The sequence below is a fragment of the Geodermatophilus amargosae genome (genome assembly GCF_041028265.1).
Classification (GTDB): Bacteria; Actinomycetota; Actinomycetes; order Mycobacteriales; family Geodermatophilaceae; genus Geodermatophilus; species Geodermatophilus amargosae_A.
Genome location: NZ_JABGCW010000008.1, coordinates 139,170 through 160,542 on the forward strand (window position 1 = coordinate 139,170; position 21,373 = coordinate 160,542).

Annotated in this window: 18 protein-coding genes and 1 pseudogene; 10 read left to right on the forward strand and 9 right to left on the reverse strand. The window is 71.1% G+C overall.

The genetic code is table 11. The features are described 5' to 3' along the window. Positions 1–13: 13 nt before the first annotated feature. On the forward strand, positions 14–775 hold the full coding sequence (locus tag HLV61_RS11250) for an SDR family NAD(P)-dependent oxidoreductase (RefSeq protein WP_369255353.1): 762 nt from the start codon (positions 14–16) through the stop codon (positions 773–775). 773 nt (positions 776–1,548) lie between these two features. Here the strand turns inward: HLV61_RS11250 and HLV61_RS11255 are convergent. The 5 genes from HLV61_RS11255 to HLV61_RS11275 all read right to left on the reverse strand — a co-directional run bounded on the left by HLV61_RS11255 (position 1,549) and on the right by HLV61_RS11275 (position 7,968). Further along, a complete protein-coding gene (locus tag HLV61_RS11255) occupies positions 1,549–3,462 on the reverse strand; it encodes a helix-turn-helix domain-containing protein (RefSeq protein WP_369255355.1) in 1,914 nt (637 codons plus the stop codon). Positions 3,463–3,544: 82 nt separating this feature from the next. Further along, positions 3,545–3,949 (reverse strand): nuclear transport factor 2 family protein, encoded by a 405-nt coding sequence (locus tag HLV61_RS11260; RefSeq protein WP_369255357.1) that lies wholly within the window; start codon positions 3,947–3,949, stop codon positions 3,545–3,547. Further along, complete coding sequence (locus HLV61_RS11265) at positions 3,946–5,043, reverse strand: LLM class flavin-dependent oxidoreductase (RefSeq protein WP_369255359.1); 1,098 nt, start codon at positions 5,041–5,043, stop codon at positions 3,946–3,948. The genes HLV61_RS11260 and HLV61_RS11265 overlap by 4 nt, the downstream gene beginning before the upstream one ends. 1,129 nt (positions 5,044–6,172) lie before the next feature. Further along, positions 6,173–7,468, reverse strand: a complete 1,296-nt coding sequence (locus HLV61_RS11270) for a bifunctional 3,4-dihydroxy-2-butanone-4-phosphate synthase/GTP cyclohydrolase II (protein ID WP_369255361.1) — start codon at positions 7,466–7,468, stop codon at positions 6,173–6,175. Next, a complete protein-coding gene (locus HLV61_RS11275) occupies positions 7,465–7,968 on the reverse strand; it encodes a flavin reductase family protein (protein ID WP_369255363.1) in 504 nt (167 codons plus the stop codon). Before HLV61_RS11275 ends, HLV61_RS11270 begins: the two co-directional genes overlap by 4 nt. A gap of 524 nt (positions 7,969–8,492) precedes the next feature. On the opposite strand from HLV61_RS11275, the gene HLV61_RS11280 reads away from it, so the two are divergent. Beyond that, positions 8,493–9,149, forward strand: a complete 657-nt coding sequence (locus HLV61_RS11280; protein WP_369255365.1) for a TetR family transcriptional regulator — start codon at positions 8,493–8,495, stop codon at positions 9,147–9,149. Positions 9,150–9,766: 617 nt separating this feature from the next. Here the strand turns inward: HLV61_RS11280 and HLV61_RS11285 are convergent. Next, the gene (locus HLV61_RS11285) at positions 9,767–9,961 is read right to left on the reverse strand and encodes a hypothetical protein (RefSeq protein WP_369255415.1); all 195 of its coding nucleotides are present in this window, start codon (positions 9,959–9,961) and stop codon (positions 9,767–9,769) included. 86 nt (positions 9,962–10,047) lie between these two features. After that, a pseudogene (locus HLV61_RS11290) lies at positions 10,048–10,263 on the reverse strand (thioesterase family protein); the annotation flags it as partial. Positions 10,264–10,422: 159 nt separating this feature from the next. On the opposite strand from HLV61_RS11290, the gene HLV61_RS11295 reads away from it, so the two are divergent. Further along, positions 10,423–11,232, forward strand: coding sequence for an SDR family NAD(P)-dependent oxidoreductase (locus HLV61_RS11295; RefSeq protein WP_369255366.1), 810 nt, complete (start codon positions 10,423–10,425; stop codon positions 11,230–11,232). A 16-nt stretch (positions 11,233–11,248) separates the two neighbouring features. Here the strand turns inward: HLV61_RS11295 and HLV61_RS11300 are convergent, their stop codons facing one another. Then, on the reverse strand, positions 11,249–12,028 hold the full coding sequence (locus tag HLV61_RS11300) for an enoyl-CoA hydratase-related protein (protein ID WP_369255368.1): 780 nt from the start codon (positions 12,026–12,028) through the stop codon (positions 11,249–11,251). 119 nt (positions 12,029–12,147) lie between these two features. Here HLV61_RS11300 and HLV61_RS11305 point away from each other — a divergent pair, with 119 nt between their 5' ends. The 3 genes from HLV61_RS11305 to HLV61_RS11315 are packed head-to-tail and all read left to right on the forward strand — an operon-like array spanning position 12,148 to position 15,651. Continuing rightward, the gene (locus HLV61_RS11305) at positions 12,148–13,419 is read left to right on the forward strand and encodes an acyl-CoA dehydrogenase family protein (protein ID WP_369255370.1); all 1,272 of its coding nucleotides are present in this window, start codon (positions 12,148–12,150) and stop codon (positions 13,417–13,419) included. Positions 13,420–13,421: 2 nt separating this feature from the next. Next, positions 13,422–14,513 (forward strand): phosphotransferase family protein, encoded by a 1,092-nt coding sequence (locus tag HLV61_RS11310; RefSeq protein WP_369255372.1) that lies wholly within the window; start codon positions 13,422–13,424, stop codon positions 14,511–14,513. Between the two features lie 25 nt (positions 14,514–14,538). Beyond that, positions 14,539–15,651 (forward strand): CaiB/BaiF CoA transferase family protein, encoded by a 1,113-nt coding sequence (locus tag HLV61_RS11315; protein WP_369255374.1) that lies wholly within the window; start codon positions 14,539–14,541, stop codon positions 15,649–15,651. Positions 15,652–15,661: 10 nt separating this feature from the next. On the opposite strand, the gene HLV61_RS11320 is transcribed toward HLV61_RS11315, so the two are convergent. After that, positions 15,662–16,387, reverse strand: coding sequence for a TetR/AcrR family transcriptional regulator (locus HLV61_RS11320; RefSeq protein ID WP_369255376.1), 726 nt, complete (start codon positions 16,385–16,387; stop codon positions 15,662–15,664). A 136-nt stretch (positions 16,388–16,523) separates the two neighbouring features. Between HLV61_RS11320 and HLV61_RS11325 the strand changes: the two genes are divergently transcribed. The 4 genes from HLV61_RS11325 to HLV61_RS11340 are packed head-to-tail and all read left to right on the forward strand — an operon-like array spanning position 16,524 to position 21,364. Next, a complete protein-coding gene (locus HLV61_RS11325; protein WP_369255378.1) occupies positions 16,524–17,750 on the forward strand; it encodes an ABC transporter substrate-binding protein in 1,227 nt (408 codons plus the stop codon). Positions 17,751–17,778: 28 nt separating this feature from the next. Further along, entirely contained in the window at positions 17,779–18,648 is an 870-nt protein-coding gene (locus HLV61_RS11330) for a branched-chain amino acid ABC transporter permease (protein ID WP_369255380.1), read from the forward strand. Further along, positions 18,645–20,651 carry a branched-chain amino acid ABC transporter ATP-binding protein/permease gene (locus HLV61_RS11335; RefSeq protein WP_369255382.1) on the forward strand — a complete coding sequence of 669 codons (2,007 nt, stop codon included), beginning with the start codon at positions 18,645–18,647 and terminating at the stop codon, positions 20,649–20,651. The genes HLV61_RS11330 and HLV61_RS11335 overlap by 4 nt, the downstream gene beginning before the upstream one ends. Next, on the forward strand, positions 20,648–21,364 hold the full coding sequence (locus HLV61_RS11340) for an ABC transporter ATP-binding protein (protein ID WP_369255384.1): 717 nt from the start codon (positions 20,648–20,650) through the stop codon (positions 21,362–21,364). The genes HLV61_RS11335 and HLV61_RS11340 overlap by 4 nt, the downstream gene beginning before the upstream one ends. The last annotated feature ends 9 nt before the right edge of the window (positions 21,365–21,373 follow it).

Genomic DNA, 21,373 nt, shown 5'->3' on the forward strand with positions numbered 1-21,373 from the left:
AGAGAAGGCAAGCATGGGCTCACTGGAGCAGCGCGTCGCCATCGTCACTGGTGGCGCCCAGGGGATCGGTCAGGCGACCGCCCGACGCATCGCTCGAGACGGCGCCGTGGTGCTCGTCGCCGACCTCAAGAGCGACGAGACCACCGTCAAGTCCATCCTCGACGAGGGTGGGCAGGCAGAACACCACGTGATGGACGTCCGGCGGGCCGGGGACTGGAAGGGGCTGGTCGAGCACGCAGTCGCCGCCCACGGCAAGGTCGACCTGCTCGCGAACATCGCTGGCGTGGTGAACATGGAGTCCACCGACGAGGCCGTCGAGTTGACCGAGGACGCCTGGGGCACCGTCCTGGACACCGACCTCAAGGGCGTGTGGCTGGGGATGAAGCACGTCATCCCCTCGATGATCGAGGCAGGCGGTGGGGCCATCGTCAACGTGTCCTCGCTGGCGGCGCTGAAGGGGATGCTCAACCTCGCCTCCTACTCCGCGGCGAAGGCTGGTGTCATCGGTCTCACCCAGCAGGTGGCCTACAGCTACGCCGAGAAGAACATCCGCGTGAACGCCGTGGCGCCCGGCACGATCGACACTCCGATCCTGCAGGACATCACATCCGAGCAGAAACAGATCAATGCGAACGCGCACCTCATCAAGCGGCTCGGCCGAGCGGACGAGGTCGCTGCGGCCGTGGCCTTCCTGCTGTCGAACGAGTCGTCGTTCGTGACCGGCCAGACGCTGCCGGTCGACGGTGGGTGGGCGATCAACGGCCGCAGTTACTGATCCTCGATCAGCCGGTCGACCCTGTCGCTCTGCCTCATCTCGGTCCGACGTGGCGCGCGCAGTGGAGCCCTGTTCACCGTCAGCGACAGCGAGGTGGGCGTCCCTCCCGACCGGGCTCGTGACCACCTGGACACCATCACCGGGGTCCCCGAGCGGGCAGCCGAGTGCGTTCCGTCGAGATCGGCGTCGACATGACCCGGTCTCCAGCCCCCTCGGGCGCTCGGTTGCCGGGCCGGCGCGGTGGCGGGCGACCACACGGTCGGCGGCGAACGGGGTCCCCGCACCCGCGGGGAGGTGAGGGGCACGCGGGTGCGCGCTGGGCGACCGAGCTCACCTGCGGCGGAAGGCCTCGACCTGACCGGGCTGACGGCGTGCCTTCGCCCGTGACCGCGTTCGGTCGAGGACCACGGCGACCGGTGTCGTTCCCCGGTCGGGCTCGACAGGATCTGAACCGCCCAGGAGTGATGGAGGCACGGAATCCGGGGCGGTTCACATCCCGTGCGGGCCACGTGCACCCCACGGATCCGGTCGGTCACCCACACGTGTCGGACCGCCCGCGCCGGAAGCGGCCAGATCAGCGATGCGTCACAGCCTGATCCGGACACACCCAGCACGTGGGCGGCCTGGGCAGCGAGCGGCGGACTGTTGCCCTGCGGGGCGGTCTCCGTCGACCTGGGTGTTCCTGCCGGCGCATGGACGGCCGGCGTGGCCCCCGCAACGTCGAGGCAGGCCGTGCGCTCAGCCTCCGCCGGTCGAGCGACACCCCGTCAGTGTCAGCTCCTGGCGACCGGACGCGCCGGCGTAGCTGTCTCGGGTGCGGTGGACCCTCCAGACGCCGGCTCACCGACGATGTCGATCACCTGGAGCGCAAGGCGCAGGTCGAGGAGGCTCTCGAAGCGCTCGGGGTCGACGAACGACAGCTTCGAGACCCGCGCGAGGCGGTACCGAACCGTGTTCTCGTGGACGCCCAAGGCCTTGGCCGTGTTCCTGACCTGCCCACCGTGGTCCAAGAAGCAGCGCAGGGTCGACACGAGGTCGCCCTGTGTCTCGCGGTCGTGCGCCATCAGCGGAACGAGCAGGTCCCGGGCGAAACCCAGGAGTTCACTCTGTGACGCCGCCGTGGCGAGCAACCTCAGCACCCCGAGTTCACTGACGAGATCGACCCTGCCTCTGCTGGCGAATCGCTCGAGCATCTCGGTCATCTTGCGGGTCTCGGCGTGCGCCTTGGCGTAGTCGGCAGGGCAGCGGCACACGGAGGAGATGACGGTGGACAGGGACCCGTCCGGACGGACTGCCAGCAGGGCCTCCGTCACGAGTTGCTTCGCCTCGCGCATTGCGTCGACGTCGTTGCACCCGTGGGGAAGAGGGAGCAGCACGACGAACCCACCCGGCACACCCGTCGTCAAGACCTCGTCCAGGCCGGACTCACGAGCCAACAGCCGGGCGAGGTGAGCGAGCAGCTCGCCCTCTGCCGCGTCCCCGACCGAGGCTCCGCTGACGTGCACGACGAGGTGGGGAGCCCGGGTGTCCACGCCGAGGACCCGGCCCCGGCGGTGTAGCGACTCGACGTCCCGGCCGCCGTGGAGGAGGTCACCCAGGAACTCCGACCTGGCGCTGGTGCGCGCGGCGGCCTGGCGGAGCTCGTTGAACAACTGCAGTGTCAGCACGGTGGCGCCGTGCTGACCGATGCGGTCATCGAGGGCGGTGAACGGGGCCCCCTTGTCGAGGACCACCAGGTAGCCCACGACGTGACCTTGGACGAGCATCGGGCACACGAGCCTCCGGTACGGGCATCCCAGGTCCCCTGCCGGGGGCAGGATGACGGAGGACTTCGTCCGCACCACCCGCCGCACCGCCATGCTGACGAGCGCCTCTCCCGCCCCCCTTGCCGCAACCAGCCACGCCGGCTGTACCGGAGCCTGGTCCGGCGCAGCCACTGCCATCGGCTCCAACCGGTCGCTGAGCGCGAGGACTGGTCGGCGTAGGAGGTCAGCCAGCAGGCCGACGATGTCATCGGCGCCGAGGCCCGACAGGACGGCCCGTGTCAGCCGTTCGTGCGCGTCGGCAGCCTGCTGCAGGGTCTCACGCTGCCGTGCGATCACCGCCGACCGTCCGCTCAGCTGCGCTAGCAGCGAAGCCTGGTGGATGGCCGAGGCAGCCAGGCTCGCGAACGTCTGCGCGACGTGGAGCTCCCGATCGCTGTAGACGTGGTCACGGTCGAGCTTGTCGATGTAGATGATCCCGATGACCGTGTCGTCGACGACCAGGGGCACCCCCAGCATGTCCTGCACGCTCCAGCGCCGCATCGTCCGCTGCAGCGTCCGCGCGTCGTGCCGGGCATCGGTGACCAGCACCGGTGCCCTGGTCTGGACGATCTCCTGCGTGAACCGGTCCTCCTCGACGCCGGCGACGAGCGGCTTGATCCGGTCGTCGATCCGGCCCGAGGCCGAGTAACCCACCTGGCCGTGGAAGAGCCCGCCGTCGGCGCGCAGGTAGACGGAGCAGCGGCCCGCGTCGATCAGCTCACAGATGCGCCGGCCGACGAGCCGCAGTAGTTCGTCCACCGACTCGGGCGACCGCACCTTGGTCGCCTCGCCGGCCACCTCCTTGAACGCCTCGAAGACGCTCGCATAGTTCACCAGCGCAAGGCTGGCGGTGACCGGCGAGGGCAAGACCTCGGCGTCCATGACCACGGCCTCCCAGGTGAATGGAGCGATGACACCGCGAGGTCGTGAACATTAGCCCTCGTAGGGAAGGGGTGTGGCCATGTCAGGGTGCGAGGAACACCGCGGTGGTGTGCTCGGTGTCCAGGTACTCCTTGATGGACGCGATCTTGTCCCCCCGAACCTCGAACACGAAGTGGTAGAGGTTGTTGTAGACCCGCCCGTTGAGCAGTTCGGCGTAGGACTCGGTCTCGACGGCCACACGGTTTCCCTGACAGGTCCACGCGAGTGGGGTGAGCGAGATGGCCCCGGCCTTCGTCAACGCGGAGAGTCCGCGGAGCATCTCGCCGAAGCCCTCCCGGTCCACCTCGCCGGATATCCCGGGCATCGAACCGGCGACCCACCAGGTGGCGTCCTCGGTCATGCTCCCGAGGATCGCCTCGACGTCGCCCGCCGAGAACACCTGCATGAACCTCTCGACCAGCTGCTTGTTGTCATCCTCGAGGCTCATGCACTCACGGACACCTTGGCGCCGAGCTCGCGCAGGGCCGGCGCGACCTCCTTGCCGATCAACGTGAGGCTCTCCCGCGCGAGCTCGAAGGGCATCCCCGCGTAGGACACGGCCAAGGCTGGCCTGAGCTCGCCGCTCATCTCCACTCGCCGGGTCCACTTCTCGATGATCTGGTCCGGCGTCCCCCACGCCTGCGTCTGCACGAAGCCCTCCGCCGCTGCATCGACGCCGACGGCGTTGATGGCGTCTGAAGCTCCCTGGTAGGAGGTGTAGCCCTTGGTGTCACCCCAGTGGGAGCCGTCGAAGTCGTAGTGCCGGATCACGGTCTTGTAGTACTTGGTGAGGTACTTGTAGGCCATCTCCTCCGCGTAAGCCGCGTCGGCGTGGCAGAAGGTGAAGTCGGAGAACACCGGGGCGCGGAGCTCCTTGTCGGGGTGCACCTCGGCGAAGCGCGTCCGCCAGGCCTCGACGGCCTCGTGGTGCTGCTCCCACGGCAGCTGCACGAACGACATCATCGTCCCGCCGAGGTCTGCGGCCGCGATGGTGGAGTCGGGGGACATCGCCACCGAGTAGAAGCCCCGGTCGCGGAAGCCTCGCTCCGGCCGGGGGTGGATCTCCGTACGAGGCTGGGTGAAGAACTCGGTGTCCCACTCCGCGACGCCGGTCTCGAGCGCGTCGAGGATGAGGGGCACGGCCTGGTCGAAGCGCTGGCGCGACTCGTTCATGTCGACGCCGAACGTCTCGTACTCCTTCCGGGCGAGGCCACGACCGAAGCCGAGGGTGAAGCGGTCACCGAGCAGGATGTCGAGCATCGCGATCTTCTCGACGACCCGCAGGGGATTGCCCCACCACGGCACGATGATCGCGCCCGTGCCGACCTGGATGCGGCTCGTCTTCGCCCCGATGTAGGCGATCCACTGCATGCCGTCGGGCATCATCGAGTAGCCCGGGTCGAAGTGGTGCTCAGGAGCCTGCACGAAGTCCATGCCGACCTCTTCGGCGAGGATCGCGAGATCGGTCTCCTGGCGGAACATGTCGGCGTCCGACATGTTCTCGTGCGTGTTCTGGAAGATGAACTGCAGTCCGACCTCCATGGTCAGGCCCCTTTCCTCGAGTTGACAAACGTGCCGGTGATGCGGGTCACCACGGGTAAACCTACGCACGGCGCACGTCTCGTGCGTCCCGCCATTGCAGACGGGTTGTAGACATCTCCAACGCGGGCCCCGGCGGAGGCCGTCACCCGTCTCGCAGCCTTCTCGCAACAGGTCCTGACGGGTGTGCGGGGCAGTTGGTCCGGAGGTCGTGTGTGACCTGAGCAGCGAACTCGTGCCGGGACGACGCACCCCGAGGTGGAGGAGGACGTCTCGGCCTCGGCTGGTCGACGCAGACCCCACCATGCCCGTCGACTGGCGGATGCCCCGCCGGCCACACGGGGCGGCGGACTTCGCGGCGGTGCAGGTCGAGCCACGGTCGGTGTGGAGGATGACCCCGGCGACCTGTCTGGCCCCCCGCGAGCCGCCGCCGCCTCGTGATCGCCTCCCAGGCCAGATGCGCGCCCGGATGCGGACCGGTGGCCGCGTCCGACGCCGGCGGGTGCAGGTCGAGGACGGGGCCCGGGGCGACCTGCCCGCCGCGGTGGGGATCCCGGCCGTGTCTCCCGCGCAGCGACGGTTCGGCGCAGTCGCGGTGACGTGCCTCTTCAGCGGACCGGGGAACTCCGGCGCGGTCTCGTCCCGCAGGGTCAGCCCGTTGCGACGCCTGATCTCGCGAGCGACCAGGTCCTGGCGGCGCATCGAGTCAGCGACCGTCTCCTCCGACACCGTCCGGCCTGCCTCGCGCGGATCGTCGTGCGGCCACGGCCGCGTCAGGAACAGGAGGCCGACTCGCCAGCAGCGCGCAGGTGGCCCCGTGCGGCACGCGGTAGTCGCCCCACTGGTCGGCGGCGGAGCGGGCCACGCTCACCTCGTCGCCTCCGTCACCCGCACGACCACCGATCGCCCGGAGCCCTCACGCTCCATCCGCACCTCGGCGTCCTGCGCGCAACCGCTCCAGCTCCGCGATGTCGCCCTGGAACAGGCCCTCGGTGGCTTCTGGAGCCCCCCGACCCGGTTCTCCCCGTTGCCAGGGTGACCTCGGGGACCCCGAGGTCCCGGGTGACCCGGGCGATCGGCGTCCCTCTCCCCTCGAGGATCTGGACGGCGCCTCGCGGAACTCCCGGTCGTACTACGTGCGTACCTCTGGCATCGCCAGTGCTTCGGCTGATGCCTCCACGGTCTCCAGGGGACGCAACTCGGCGGCATCGGGCAGGTGGTGGCCCATGCGTTCCCGTTTGGTCCGCAGATAGCGGACGTTGTGTGCGGTCTCCACGACGGGGAGTGCGACCCGACCGACGATGGTGAGCCCGTAGCCGTCGAGGCCACCGTATTTCGCCGGGTTGTTGGTGATCAGCCTGATGCGAGTGGCGCCGAGATCACCCAGGATCTGGGCACCCACGCCATAGGAGCGGGAGTCCACCGGCAGACCTTGGGCAGTGTTGGCGTCGATCGTGTCCAGACCACGCTCCTGCAGGCTGTACGCACGGATCTTGTGTCCGAGACCGATGCCGCGGCCCTCGTGGCCGCGCAGGTAGACCACGGCACCGACACCCTCGGCGGCCACGGCGGCCAGGGCCTGTTCCAGTTGGCCTCCGCAGTCGCACCGGAGGGACCCCAGTATGTCTCCGGTGAGGCACTCCGAGTGGACCCGGACCAGGGCCCCGGCCTCGCTCTGGGAGGCGCCGGCGAGGTCGCCCATCACCAGCGCCAGATGCTCTGTGCCATCGAGCCTGTTGCGATACGCCAGGGCCCGGAAGTCACCGAACGCGGTCGGCATCTGCGAGGAGCCCACCAACTCGACGAGGCGTTCGGTGGCCCGTCGGTGCCGGACCAGGTCTGCGATCGCCAGCACGGGCAGACCGTGACGGGCGGCGAAGTCGCTGAGGGATCTCCCGCTGCGCATGGAGCCGTCCTCGTCGACGACCTCCCCGATCACCCCGACACCGGACAGGCCCGCCAACGTGGTCAGATCGACGGCCGCCTCGGTGTGGCCGGCCCGCACGAGCACTCCACCTCCGCGCGCGACCAAGGGGAACACGTGGCCGGGACGGCGGAAGTGACCGGCCGAGGACGTGTCGTCGGCCAGCGCACGAACCGTCGTAGCGCGGTCGGCGGCGGAGACCCCGGTGCTGGTGTCGCGGTGGTCGACAGTGATCGTGAAAGCGGTGCAGTGGAGGTCGGAGTTGTCGGTGACCATCGGTGGCAGGCGTAACGCCTCGGCCCGCGCGGCGGGCATGGGAGCACAGATGATCCCGGTGGTGTGCCGGACGAGGAAGGCCATCTGCGCGGTGGTGATGGATTCTGCAGCGACGATGAGATCGCCCTCGTTCTCCCGGTCCTCGTCGTCCACGACGACGACCATCCCCCCGGCGGCCAGCGCAGCGACGGCGGTCTGCACCGCCTCGGCCGACGTCTGACGGGTCACAGCGACTCCTCCTCCTCGACCTCCAGCACGGCGTGGGTGCCGAATTCCCGCAGGTGGTACGTCAGCGGTTTCCCGTCGGTCGTCTCGGCTGCGAGCACCCGGCCCAGCGCGACGACGTGGTCACCGCCGTCGACCAGCGCGGCTACGTCGCAGGCGAGCCAGCCCGGCGCACCAGGCAGGCGGGGCAGGTCGTCGGACACCTCCCACGGGATGCCGTTGAACTTCCCCGTTCCAGTCTTCTTCGCGAAGGCCAGGGCGAGGCGCGACTGCGTCGACCCGAGCACGTTCACCCCGAAGCGTCCGGTCTCTCGCACCAACGCCAGGAGCTCCGAGCTGCGGTCCAGGGAGACGAGCACCATGGGCGGGTCCATCGACAGCGAGGCGAACGCACTGACCGTCGTCCCGTGCGGCAGACCGTCACCCATCGACGTCACGACCGACACCGGGGTGGCGACCCCGGCCATGACCTTGCGGAACCTCTGCTGCAAGTCCTCGGACATCAACGTCCCTCTCCGTCTGCACTGTCGGATGGGTGCGGCGTGACCCGTCAGCCGAGTCGGACCGTGTCATCGGTCGGTTCCAGTACGCGTCGGACTCCCGAGCGGTGCCAGTCGACGAGAGCACGCTCCCCACGCCGGCCTCTGGGGCCACCCAGGGCGGCCCGGTCAGGAGGCGCTGATAGCGATCCTCGTCGTCGTCCGTACTGACGCTGCCCGACCGGCTGTGAGGTGACGCCCGAGGAGCGGCGCATGCACTGGTGCGCAGCTAACGTGCTGAAGCCTCTCTTGTCAACCGTTCGTTCGCTCGGATCGGCATCGGTCTCGATGGTGGAGGAGACCGCCGTGGGCTCGGGATGACGGGGCCTCGCCGACGTGGCGGCGACTCCTCCGAGGCTCGTGCGGACGGGTCGGCCACGGTCTCCTGGCCGAACGCTCGTTCGCCCGAATGGGTCGGCCGGCATGTCCTCCGAGGCGTGTCGCCGCGTACAGTCCCTCGATCGCGCTTACGAAGCGAGGAGCGAGGCATGGAGGGCAGGGCTGCGGCGGCGAGGCCGCGCGTCCGCGGTGGCAAGGAGGTCGTGCTGCGGGCGGCGATCGCCAACTTCACCGAGCGCGGTTTCCACGGCACGTCGATGCGTGACATCGCACGGGACGCCGAGGTGACGGTGGCGTCGATCTACCACCACTACCCCTCCAAGCAGGAGATCCTGGCCGAGATCATGGCCAAGACGCTGAGCGACGTGATCGCCTCCACCCGCCAGGCGCTCATGGCCGCCGGGTCGTCGCCGGCCGACCAGCTGCAGGCGGTGGTCCGGGCGTGGATCCAGTTCCACACCACCCGGCAGGCGGAGGCGCTGATCGGCGCCTCCGAGCTGCGCAGCCTGGAGTCGGCGGGGCGGCGGTTGGTCGTCACGCTCCGCGACGAGCAGGAGAGCCTCTTCCGCGACATCGTCGAGCGCGGCGTCGAGATGGGCGAGTTCGCGACGCCGTGCCCGCGGGAGGCGGCCCGGGCCGTGATCAACATGGGACGCGCGGTCGCGTCCTGGTACCGCATCGGTGGGGACACCACGCCCGACCAGATGTCCGAGCGCTACGCCGAGCTGGCGCTGGCCATCGTCCGCGGCCCTGCCCCCAGCGTTGCCTGCACCGAACACCCCGCGCCGGCGCCGCACCGCCCTTGACGTCGCCACCACCGGGTGGCCGCTCCCGGCCGACCTCTCGATCGCCGGGTGGGTGACTGGTGCGATGTGCATCTCCGCCGAAGCCCCGCCGGGCGCGCGGGGGGCCGAGGGGGTGAGGTGCTCGGCGACCTGGTGGGTACGCGCCGCGAGACGGTCGGGGGTCCTCGGGGTGCGCGGCCGTGTCGGCGGGCGCGCCGGTTCCGCCCGGGCGACCTCCCTGTCCTCCGCTCGTCGGGTGGGCGCGCCGTCGGCGGCCCGTGTCCGTCACCTCTCTCCCGAGAGCGCCCATGATCCGAACGGCGTCCACCGGGTCGTCCGGGGCCGGGCACGGCGACTCCTGCGGCGGTGTGACCGCCATCGGCACGGCCCGTCGGATCGGCGCCGTGGCGCCGATGCGGACCCCTCGGGTTCCTCGACCCGGCCGACTCCCGAGAACCGGGTCGAGGAGGTCGGCCGCGTCGTCGTCGGGCGCAGCCTGGGTGTCGCGGTGGCCGGCCTGGGGGTGGAATCGCGCTGGGGGTCGCCCTCCTCTCGCTGGTCGTGACGCCGGCGGCGGCCGCGTCCTGACCCGAGGGCGGCCCGCGGCCGCTGAGAGTTGCGGCTGTGCGGCGGGTCCCTCAGGCGCGGACGCTCATCACGCCGCACACGGGCGGGTCGAGCACGGCCGCGTGCCGCTCGACCAGGGCGTCCAGGGCCTCGCCGACGTCGGCGGGGAACGGCACCGAGCGCCGGGTGTCCACGTCGACGTGAACCAGCACGACCTCGAGCGTGTTCGCCAGCCGGTCGTCGGTGGCGTCGACCAGGCAGACCATCGCGTGGGTGGCGCGGCCGGACCGGCCAGCAACTGGGGATGGACGGTGATCTTCTCCCCGAGGTGCATCTCCGACCGGTAGGTGAGGTGGTGCTCGACGGGGAAGCAACTCAGCCGCCGGTGGTCTCGGTGGTCGTCGTCCATACCGGCGGCGCGCAGGGCGAGGTCCACGGCCTCGGCGCCCCACCCGAGGTACTGCGTGATGTCCATGTGGCCGTTCGCGTCGACGAAGTCGGGGGTGACCTCGGCGTCGTGACGGATCGGCAGGGTCCGGACGACCTCGACGTCCGGTGTGCTCTCCATGTCGGCTCCTGATCTCGCGGAGGCCAGAACGAACGACCGTTAGGATGCCGTCATGGCGGAGGCGGCCGCACGGATGTCTCGCGCGCCCCTGCCCCGGTCGCATGCGTGAAGGGCGCCGCTCCCTGCGGATCGACCGCGAACACCCGACGGAAGGACACCATGGCCGACCCCACCTCCACCGGCCGCCTCTCCACGTTGTCGCGATCGGTCGCCGGCCGGCGGGTCGTCGTCACCGGAGCGGCCAGCGGCATGGGACGGGCCACGGCTCACCTCTTCGCTGACGAGGGGGCACGGGTCGTCGTGGCCGACCTCGGCGCGCACCGGGTCGAGGCGGTGGTCGCCGAGATCCGCGAGGTGCACGGCGACGCGGCGGCGCACGGCGTCGTCTGCGACGTGGCACGCCCCGAAGACCTCGCGCGCCTGGTGCAGGAGGCCGTCGCCTGGGGCGACGGCATCGACGTCGTGATCAACAACGCCGGGATCTCGGTGCCCAACGACTGCGTGCAGGACGAGGCGGAGTTCGAGGAGACGTGGGCGCGGTCCCTGGGCGTGAACCTCACGGCGCACGTCCGGCTGGTCCGGTACGCGCTACCGCACCTGCTGCGGTCCGACAGCCCGCGCGTCGTGAACATCGCCTCGACCGAGGCCGTCATGGCGATGCCCGGCCTCGCGGGCTACGCGGCCAGCAAGGCGGGCGTGGCGGGCCTGACGCGGAGCCTCGCCGTGGAACTGGGCCGTTCTGGGATCACCGTGAACTGCATCCTGCCCGGGCCCATCGAGACGGCCATGACCCAGCGCTTCGCGGCCGACGAGAAGCAGGCCTACGCTCGCCGCCGGGTGCCTCTCGCCCGCTACGGTCTCGCCGAGGAGGTCGCGCAGATGACGCTCAACCTGTGCCTGCCGGCATCGGGTTACGTCACGGGGGCGAGCATCCCGGTGGACGGCGGGCTCACCATCAAGCACATGTGATCCATGCGTAGCCGGCTCAGCCGGCCGGGGCGGCCCAGCGCGGCGTGCGCTTCGCGAAGAAGGCCGCGATGCCTTCGGCTCGGTCGGACGACGCCGCGGCCTCGGCGGCCGCACGCTCGGTGAGCCGCCACTCCTCGGCTTCCCGACGGGAGCGGGAGGCGAAGGTCGCTCGCAGGGTCGCGGCGACGGCCTGGGGGCTGGCCCCGCACACGTCGGCTGCGAGGCCGAGTGCGGCGTCGAGGGCGGCGCCCGGAGCGGCGAGCCGGTTGACCAGACCCAGCCCGTGCGCGCGCGGCGCGGGGAGCCGGCTGCCGGTGAGCAGCAGCTCCATCGCGACCTGCGGGCCCAGCCTCTCCGGTGCCCGGAACAGGGCGCCGCAGTTGGCGACCACGCCGCGCAGTGTCTCCGGCAGCCCCAGCACCGCGTCCTCGGCGGCCACCACCATGTCGCAGGCCAGGACCATCTCCATGCCCCCGCCGAGGGCGAACCCCTCCACGGCGGCGATGAGCGGCCGCGTCCTCGACCGTCGCACGAAGCCGTACTCGCCGCCGTCCGCGGTGGTCGGGCTGGCATCGAGCGTCAGGTCGGTGCCGGCGGAGAAGTACCCACCGCCCCCCGTGAGCACGCCGACCCGCACGCCGTCCTCGTGCTCGAGCCGGTGCATGGCGGCGTCCAGGGCATCGGCCAGCGGCTGATCCACGGCGTTGCGCCGCTCCGGCCGTCGCATCGTCATGACGAACACCCCGCCGTCGCGGCGTTCCACGTGGAGTGTCTCCACGGCGTCGGGACTGTTCACGACTCCTCCTCGTCGGCGCGGCACCTGCGCGCCCGAAGTATGCCGCTCGAGGGGGTTTGTGATGCACCCGCTGTGGTGTTTAATGCATCTGACTCAACTGTCAGCGAGAGGGGCGCTCCATGTGGGGCTTCGAGACCGAGCCCGAGTTCCAGGCGGAGTTGGACTGGATCGAGACGTTCGTCCGGGACAAGGTGCAGCCGCTGGACTACATCCTCGGCAGTCAGTGGGACATCCACGCCCCGGAGTTCCAGCGGCTCGTGCGTCCGCTGCAGCGGGAGGTCAGGGAGCGGGGGCTGTGGGCCTGCCACCTCGGGCCGGAGCTGGGCGGCCCCGGCTACGGGCAGCTGAAGCTCGCCCTGATGAACGAGAAGTTCGGGATGTCCCGGTTCGGGCCGATCGTGTTCGGGTCCCAGGCTCCTGACACCGGCAACTCCGAGATCCTGGCCCACTACGCCACGCCGGAGCAGCGGACGAAGTACCTCGAGCCGTTGCTCGCCAACGAGGTGGTGTCCTGCTTCTCGATGACGGAGCCGCAGGGCGGGGCCGACCCGACGGCCTTCACGACGAGTGCGGTGCTGGACGGCGACACCTACGTGATCAACGGGGAGAAGTGGTTCGCCTCCGAGGCCGACACCGCTGCCTTCCTGATCATGATGGTCGTCACCGACCCCGACCACCCGAACCCCTACAAGCGCTCCTCCATGTTCATCGTGGACAGGGACACGCCGGGGATCGAGAACCTGCGCAACTACGGCTTCTACGGCGAGCCGGAGCCCACCCATGGGCACCTGCGGCTGACCGACGTGCGGGTGCACGAGTCGCAGATGCTCGGGCCGCGCGGTGAGGCGTTCGCGGTCGCGCAGACGCGGCTGGGCGGCGGCCGGATGCACCACGCGATGCGAACGCTGGCCCAGGCCACCCGGGCGTTCGACCTGACCTGCTCGCGCGTGCTGTCGCGCACCACCAAGGGTGAGCTGCTGGCGGACAAGCAGATGGTCCAGGAGCGCATCGCCGACATGTGGGTGCAGATCCGGCAGTTCCGGCTGCTGGTGCTGGAGACCGCATGGCTGGCCGACCAGGGGCACGACTGGAAGTCGCTGCGCAAGAACGTGTCGGCGGTCAAGATGGTGATGCCCAAGGTGCTGCACGACATCGCCTCGACCGCACTGCACCTGCACGGATCGCTGGGCCTGTCCCACGACATGCCCTTCGCGGAGTTGGTGATCAACTCCTTCCACGTCGGCCTGGCCGACGGCCCCACCGAGGTGCACAAGACGGTGGTCGCCCGGCAAGTGCTCAGGGACTACGAGCCCGCCGACGCCGACATCCCCTCCTACACCCGCCCCGAGCAGGAACGGCGGGCACGGGCGCTCTACCCCGACGGGGTCTGACCGTGGCAGGCGCCATCTCGCCCCGCGGCCGCGCGGTCGAGGGCCGGCCACCCGGCACCGGGGTGGCGGACCTGGTCGACGTGGCCGCGCTCCAGGAGTGGATGCAGGCGCAGGGCGTCACCGACGGCCCCGTGCGCCTGGGGGAGACGCTGGGGGGCGGCACGCAGAACGTGCTGGTGACGGTCCGCACCGACGAGCGGGACATGGTGCTGCGTCGCGGCCCCCGCCACCTCCGGCCGCGGACCAACGACATGCTGCGCCGCGAGATGCGGGTCCTCGAGGCGCTGGGCGGGACCGACGTGCCGCACGCCCGGCTGATCGCGGCCTGCCCCGACGAGCAGGTGCTCGGCGGAGCCGTCTTCTACCTGATGGAGGCGGTGGACGGCTTCAACCCGGCCGTCGGGCTCGCGGGGGCGGCGTCCCGATCGATGGACGTCCGCCGCCACCTCTGCCTGTCTGCGGCGGCGGCCGCCGCCACCCTGGCGGCCGTCGACCACGAGGCGGTCGGCCTGGGGGACATGGGCAACCCGGCCGGGTTCCTGGAGCGCCAGGTCGGCCGGTGGCGTTCGGAACTGGACTCCTACGGCGCGTTCGAGGGGTACGACGGGCCGGACCTGCCCGGGGTCGAGGCGCTGGGGGACTGGCTCGACGACAACCGCCCCGGGCAGTGGCGACCCGGCATCCTGCACGGCGACTACCACCTGGCCAACGTCCTGTGCGACCACCGGACGGGCTCGGTCGCCGCGGTGGTCGACTGGGAGATGACCACCATCGGCGACCCGCTGCTCGACCTCGGCTGGCTGCTCGCCACCTGGCCGCGGGGCGACGGGCCCGAGATCCTGTCGGACGGCGTCCGTGCGCTCGCCGGTGTGGTCGCCCGCGACGACCTGGTCCGGGAGTACGCCGATCGCTCCACCCGTGACCTGTCCTCGGTCGACTGGTACGTCGTCCTGGCCTGCTACAAGCTCGCGATCGTGCTGGAGGGCACCCACGCCCGCGCGTGCGCCGGTCTCGCCCCCCGCGACGTGGGCGACCGCCTGCACGCCAGCAGCCTCGTGCTCCTGGCGCGCGCCCGCGAGATCACCGGAACGTGATGACCGGCGGAGAAGGAGCACACGAGTGAACCGACCCCTGGACGGCGTCCGGGTCGTGGAGATGGCCGGCATCGGACCAGGCCCGCACGCCTGCATGATGCTCGCCGACCTGGGTGCCGAGGTCGTCCGCGTCGAGCGCCCGGGACGCCGGGAGGCCGCCACCGACCGGCACACGCTGCGAGGGCGGACGGTGGTCGAGGCCGACCTCAAGTCGCCCGACGACCTCGAGCGGGTCCGGGCCCTCGCGGCCCGCGCCGACGTGCTGGTGGAGGGCTTCCGGCCCGGGGTGATGGAGCGGCTGGGGCTCGGGCCGCAGGTCCTGCTGCCCGGCAACCCCCGGCTCGTCTATGCCCGGATGACCGGGTGGGGCCAGGACGGCCCGCTCGCTCCCCGCGCCGGCCACGACATCAACTACATCTCGCTCACCGGGGCGCTGCACGCGGTCGGGCCGGCCGAGCGGCCGTTCCCGCCGCTGAACCTGGTGGGGGACTACGGGGGCGGGTCGATGATGCTCGTCGTGGGCGTGCTCGGCGCGCTCGTCGAGCGCGCGCGGACCGGCGAGGGCCAGGTCGTGGACGCGGCGATGGTGGACGGAGCGAGCGTCCTGGTCCAAGCGCTGCTCGAGCTGCGGGACGTCGGCATCTGGAACGACACGCGCGGCGACAACCTTCTGGACGGCGCCGCGCCGTACTACCGGACGTACCGGTGCGCCGACGGCCGCTTCATGGCCGTGGGATCCATCGAGCCGCAGTTCTACGCGCTGCTGGTGCAGGGGCTCGGGCTCCCGCTCGACGAACTGCCCGACCGCGACGACCGGGCGAACTGGCCCGAGCTGGCCACGCTCTTCGCCGAACGGTTCGCCGAGCGGGACCGCGACCACTGGGTGGCGGTGTTCGAGGACACCGACGCCTGCGTGACGCCGGTCCTGACCTTCGCCGAGGCGCCGGCCCACCGTCACGTGGCCGCCCGCCGCTCGCTCGTCGACGCAGGCGACGGCTCGGTGGTGGCCGTACGGGCGCCGCGCTTCGTCCCCGCGGCCGGGTCGGGGGCCCTCGCGGCGGACCGCTTCACCGAGGTGCCGCCGCGCGAGGCCGTCCTGTCCGACGTCGTCGCCGCCTGGGGCGCCGGGGAAGGCTGAGCGGCCGGGCTCAGTCGTGCTCGGTGCGGCGCTGCTCCAGCAGGCGGCTCGTCTCGTCGGACAGCTGGGCGCCGAGCACCGCCCCGACCAGGTCGGTCAGCTGGCTGGCGAACAGCTCCGCCGGCTGCCCCGGAGCGATCCGGGCACGGCGGCCCAGCTCGATGTGCGTGAACCGCAGCGCGGCGAACCGCCGGTGCAGCGGGGGACCGGCGGTGCCGGCGGGCATCAAGGGCTCCACCAGGACCGACCACCGCTCCAGGCTCCCCTCCGGGTCGTAGACCAGGGCGCCCAGCGCGTCGTGCGGGTCGACCAGCGCCTCCGAGCGGTTCACCAGCTGGGCGGCCACCTGGAGGAAGTCCGAGCCCTCCTCGTCCTGCAGCTCGGTCACCAGGGGATCCACCAGGATGGCGGCGGCCTCCCGCAGGGTCACGCCTCCCCGCGCGGTGAGGTGGTCGAGCAGCGCGTGCCGGCGTACCGACACGCGCGGGACGTGCGAGTCCATGAGCGCCCGGAGCAGGCCCTCCCGGTCGCCGAAGTGGTACTGGAGTGCGGTCGTGTTCCGGTGCCCGGCGGACCGGGTGATCTCGCGCAGGGACACGCCCTCGAGGCCCTTCACGGCCAGCAGCCCGGCCGCCGCCCGCAGGATGCGGGTCCGGGCGTCACCGCCGGGCGGGCGGTCGGCCCGCGACCGGAGGGCGCCCGCCTGGTCGGCCGCGCGCGGCGATGCGTCCGTCATGCAGTCACGGTAGCAAGGTAAGTCAGTAAAGACAGGCGCTGAAGCAGCGGCGCTACTCCTTGTGGCAGACGACTTAATGCGCTTAGCTGCCTGCGACTGATCGACATGGCGTGGATCACACCTCAGGAGGATGCGCATGAGCAGGATCGGGTCGATGCACAAGGCTCTCGGCGTGGCCGTTGCTTCGGCACTCGTGCTCACCGGCTGCGGCGGCGGCACCGACGACGGAGGTGCGACCGGCAGCGCCGGCGAGGACGGCGTCATCACGGTCAAGCTCGGTGTCGTCGGTCCCAAGACGGGCCCGGCGTCCCTCTACTACGAGTACATGGACCAGACGTTCGAGACGTTCTTCGACGACTTCGAGGAGAAGTACGACGTCCGGTTCGAGGTCGTCAGCGAGGACGACCAGGCGTCCCCGGAGGAGACCGCCCGTGCCGTCAGCCGGCTCATCAACGAGGAGGGCGTCCACGCCCTGATGGGTCCGCCGCTCTCCGGCAACTCCCTCCAGGTCGCCGACGTGGTGCAGCGGAGCCAGCTGCCGTGGCTGCTCCCCGGGCCGAACGCCGACGAGATCATCAACTACGACATCCAGCCCAACTGGGCCTTCATGACGAACTTCACCAACCAGCAGATCATGGCGGTCCTCGGTGAGCGGCTGTGGGCGAACGGGCAGAAGGTCGGCATCGTCTACTCCGCCGACGGGTTCGGGCAGTCCAACCGCGAGCACCTGACGTCCTGGGCGGAGGAGAACGGCCACGAGCTCACCGCCGAGGAGACCATCCAGCCCGGCGCGAGCGACGCCAACGCCATCATCCAGCGCTTCCAGGACGCCGGCGTCGATTCGGTGTTCATGGGCATCACCCAGGGCGCGGACACCGCGACCGTCACCCGGGCGATCGAGCAGGCCGGCTTCGAGCCGAAGACGATCATGACCACGGGCACGATCCTCACGAACTACAGGGACGTCGCCGACCCGTCGCAGTGGGAGAAGATCCAGATCGTCGACCCGCGGAACTTCCTCGAGGGCGGCGACGCCGAGGTGCTGGCCGCGGTCCGGGAGGCGACGGCGGAGGACCCGGCGATCCCGACGAACAACATCAGCACCTACGCGATGCTGGACATCTACGCGCAGGCCGTCCAGGAGGTCGGTGACGCCACCGACTTCGGGGCGGTGCGCCAGGCGATGGAGGACATCGAGACCGTCCACATCGGCGACAGCCTGACGATCGAGAACCCCTTCTCCGAGGACGACCACGTCCTCTACGACGACGACCCGGCGAACTGGCACACCTACGGCTTCGACGAGAGCTTCGAGCTGGTGCGTCTCGGCACGGCCGCCGAGTGCCTGCAGAACGGCTGCTGACGCAGGCCGTCGGCGAGGACTGGAAACCATGGACGCCCTGGTTCTGGGGCTGGTGCTGGGAGGGCTCTACGCCCTCCTGGCCCAGTCCTTCGTGCTGACCTTCATCACCACCAAGACCCTGAACTTCGCCGTCGGGGAGTTCGTGGCCCTGGGTGCCTTCGTCGTGCTCGCGGTCGCCGGCTGGTCGTGGTTGCCCGACGTCGCCAAGGTCGCCGTCGGGGTGCTCGTCGCCGCGGTCGTCGGCGCGGCGGCCTACCGGTTCCTGGTGCTGCCCTTCATGACCGAGGGCGAGCACGACGTCCGGTGGCTGCTGTCCACCGTCGCCCTGTCGTTCGTGATGCTCAACCTGATCACGAACGTCGAGGGCCCCTCGCCGCAGCGGTCGGAGACGGCGCGGCTGTCCGGCGCCGTCGACGTGCTCGGGGCCGGGGTCAGCAAGCAGCAGCTCCTGATCGCCGCCCTCGCGGTGGTGGTCACGGTGCTGCTGGTCGTGGCGTCGAAGAAGACGTCTGCCGGGCTGGTGATGCGAGCGGTGTCGCAGGACCCCGAGACGACCTCGCTCATGGGCGTCTCGCCACGGCTGGTCGGCATGGTGACGTACGCCGTCGCCATGGGCATCGCAGCGCTCACCGGCACCCTCTACGCCGCCACCGTCGGGGCGTCACCGGTGATGGGGGCCCCGCTGCTGGTCGCCTCGATCGCGGTGGCGGTGGTGGGTGGCCTGTCCTCGCTCTGGGGCCCGTTGCTCGGCGGCGCCCTCTACGGCGTGCTCAGCGAGGTCACCAGCTACGAGTTCGGCGCCATCTGGGGCGAGACCGCCGGCCTGCTGCTGGTGATCGTCGTCCTGGTGTGGCGGCCCCAGGGACTGCTCGGACGACGCACGGAGGTCAAGCTGTGAGCCTGCTCGACCAGGAGTCGCGCAGTGCGCCTCCGACCAAGGAGTCCTCCCGTCGGCCCTCTCGCTGGGCGTCGCGCCCCTGGGTGCGGGATGCGCTGTTCGCCGTGGCCGCCCTCGTGGTCGCCTTCCTCGCGATCCTCCCCGGGCGTGACGGCGCCGGCCCCTCCATCTCCCTGATGCAGTTGGTGGCGTCGATGGCGGCGATGACCGTCGCCGCCGTCGGCCTCAACCTGCTGATGGGGTACGCCAAGCTGGTCTCGCTCGGTCAGGGCGGCTTCTACGCGATCGGCGCCTACGCGACCGCGTGGCTGGTGCTCGACGGCGGCTGGCCTCCGCTGCTCGCCATCGCCGGCGCACTCGCGCTCTGCGGAGCCGTCGGAGCGGTCGTCGCCGTCGCGTCGATGCAGCTGCGCGGACCGCAGTTCTCCGTCATCACCCTGGTGCTCGCCATCCTGGTGGAGCGGATCCTCAACGAGGGCGCTCCCTTCGGCCGCCTCGCCGGCTACCCCAACCACGCCCAGCACGGCACGACCGCGCTGCCGCCCATCGAGATCCTCGGGTCCACCCTCGAGCCGCCGATGATCGCCAACACGGTCGCGACCGTCATGGTGCCCGTCGTGGTGGTCACCGCGCTGGTCGTCATCGCCTCCCGCAACATCGCCCGGTCGCCGTGGGGGAGCTCCCTCAGCGCCATCGGCGAGAGCGAGATGCTCGCCTCGCACCTGGGCGTCGACGTCTTCCGCCGCAAGATCTCGGTCTTCGTCCTCGCGTCCGTCTTCGGTGGGCTCGGCGGCGTCATCACGACGCTCTCCTTCGCGCACCTGCAGCCGGAGACCTTCGACATCTTCCTCACCATCACGATCGTGCTCGCCGTCGTGTTCGGGGGCAGCGGCACGGTGCTGGGCCCGCTGGTGGGAGCGGTCGGCATCGTCTGGCTCGAGCAGTCCGACATCCTGGCGCAGCTCGGCGACCTCCAGCAGGAGTACATCTCCCCGCAGTGGTACCTCTCGACGCCGGGCCTGGTCGGCGTCCTGTTCGTCCTCACCCTGTTCCTCATGCCCAGGGGCATCGTCGGCACCCTCGGCGGACTGGTCGTCGGGCGTCGGCAGCGGGCCGAGGTGGCGGAGGACGACGGCGCCGGGCTCCAGGGGACCGCAGGCCTGCCCGCCGAGGCCGACGCGGTCTCCGACGCCGCGGTCGACGGCCACTCGCCGGCCGGGCGCACCGGCGAGCCGCTGCTCGTGATGAGCGGCGTGGGCAAGAACTTCGGCGGGCTGAAGGCCGTGGCCGACATGGACCTGACGGTCGACCGGGGGGAGATCCACGCGGTCATCGGGCCCAACGGGGCCGGCAAGTCCACCCTCGCCAACCTGCTCACCGGCGTCTACAGGCCCAGTTCGGGCACCGTGCGGTTCGCGGGCCGCGCCATCACGGCCCTGGCACCGCACAAGGTGGCGCGTGCCGGGGTGGCGCGCACGTTCCAGACGCCTCAGCTCTTCCACGACGCGACGGTGCTCGACAACGTGCTCGCCGGGTTCCCCGACACGGGCCGCACACCGCTGTGGGCAGCGGCGCTCAAGCCGCCGTCGCGCTACCGGCGGGACGCGGAGATGCGTGCGGAGGCGGAGCGCCTCCTGCACCTGGTGGGGCTCACCGAGTTCGCCGGGCTCCGGGCCGGTGAGCTGCCCTACGGCAAGCAGCGTGCGCTCGAGATCGCCCGGGCCCTGGCGAGCCAGCCCGAGCTCGTCGTCCTGGACGAGCCGGCCGCCGGACTGCTCGCCACCGAGACCGCCGGCCTGGGCGACCTGCTGATCTCGCTCCGGACCCACGGCTACGCGCTGATCGTGGTGGAGCACCACATGGACCTCGTGGCGAGGATCGCCGACCAGGTCACCTGCATGGACCAGGGGCGTCTGCTCTCGCGCGGGACCCCGCAGCAGGTCCTGTCCGACGAGGCCGTCGTCTCGGCATACCTCGGCAAGCCGATGGAGGAGCACCCATGAGCCTGGAGGTCGACCGGCTGGAGTGCGGCTACGACCGCGCGCCGATCCTGCACGGTGTCAGCCTGCAGGTCGGCCCGGGGGAGCTCGTCGCCGTCGTGGGCTCGAACGGGGCGGGGAAGACCACGCTGGTGCGGACCATCGCCGGTCTGCTCACCGTCCGCTCCGGCGACCTGCGGGTCGACGGCAGCTCCTTCGCCCGCACCTCCGCGGCGCGGCGCGCACGCACCGGCATCGTCATGGTGCCCGAGGGTCGCCGGCTGTTCCCCCAGCTGACCGTGGGGGAGAACATCGAGATGGGCCGCCGCGCCGCCCGCGGGCGCACCGGCGGGGAGGACCCGGTCACCGCGCTGCTCGAGGCGTTCCCGATCCTCACCGAGCGGTGGGACCAGCAGGCCAACCTGCTGTCGGGCGGCGAGCAGCAGATGGTCGCGCTCACCCGGGCGGTGGCCGCCCGGCCCCGGTACCTGCTGCTCGACGAGCCGTCCCTGGGGCTGAGCCCGCTGAAGACGCTGGAGGTCTTCCGCCTCATCGAGATGATCCGCGAGCGCACCGGTGCCGGGATCCTGCTGGTGGAGCAGATGGCCGACCAGGCCCTGCAGGCCGCCGACCGCGCCTACGTGCTCGAGCTCGGACGGGTGTCCATGGAAGGCGAGGCCGCCGAGGTGCGCGCCTCCGACGAGGTGCGCCGGGCCTACCTCGGCGTGGCCGGCTGAGGAGCAGAC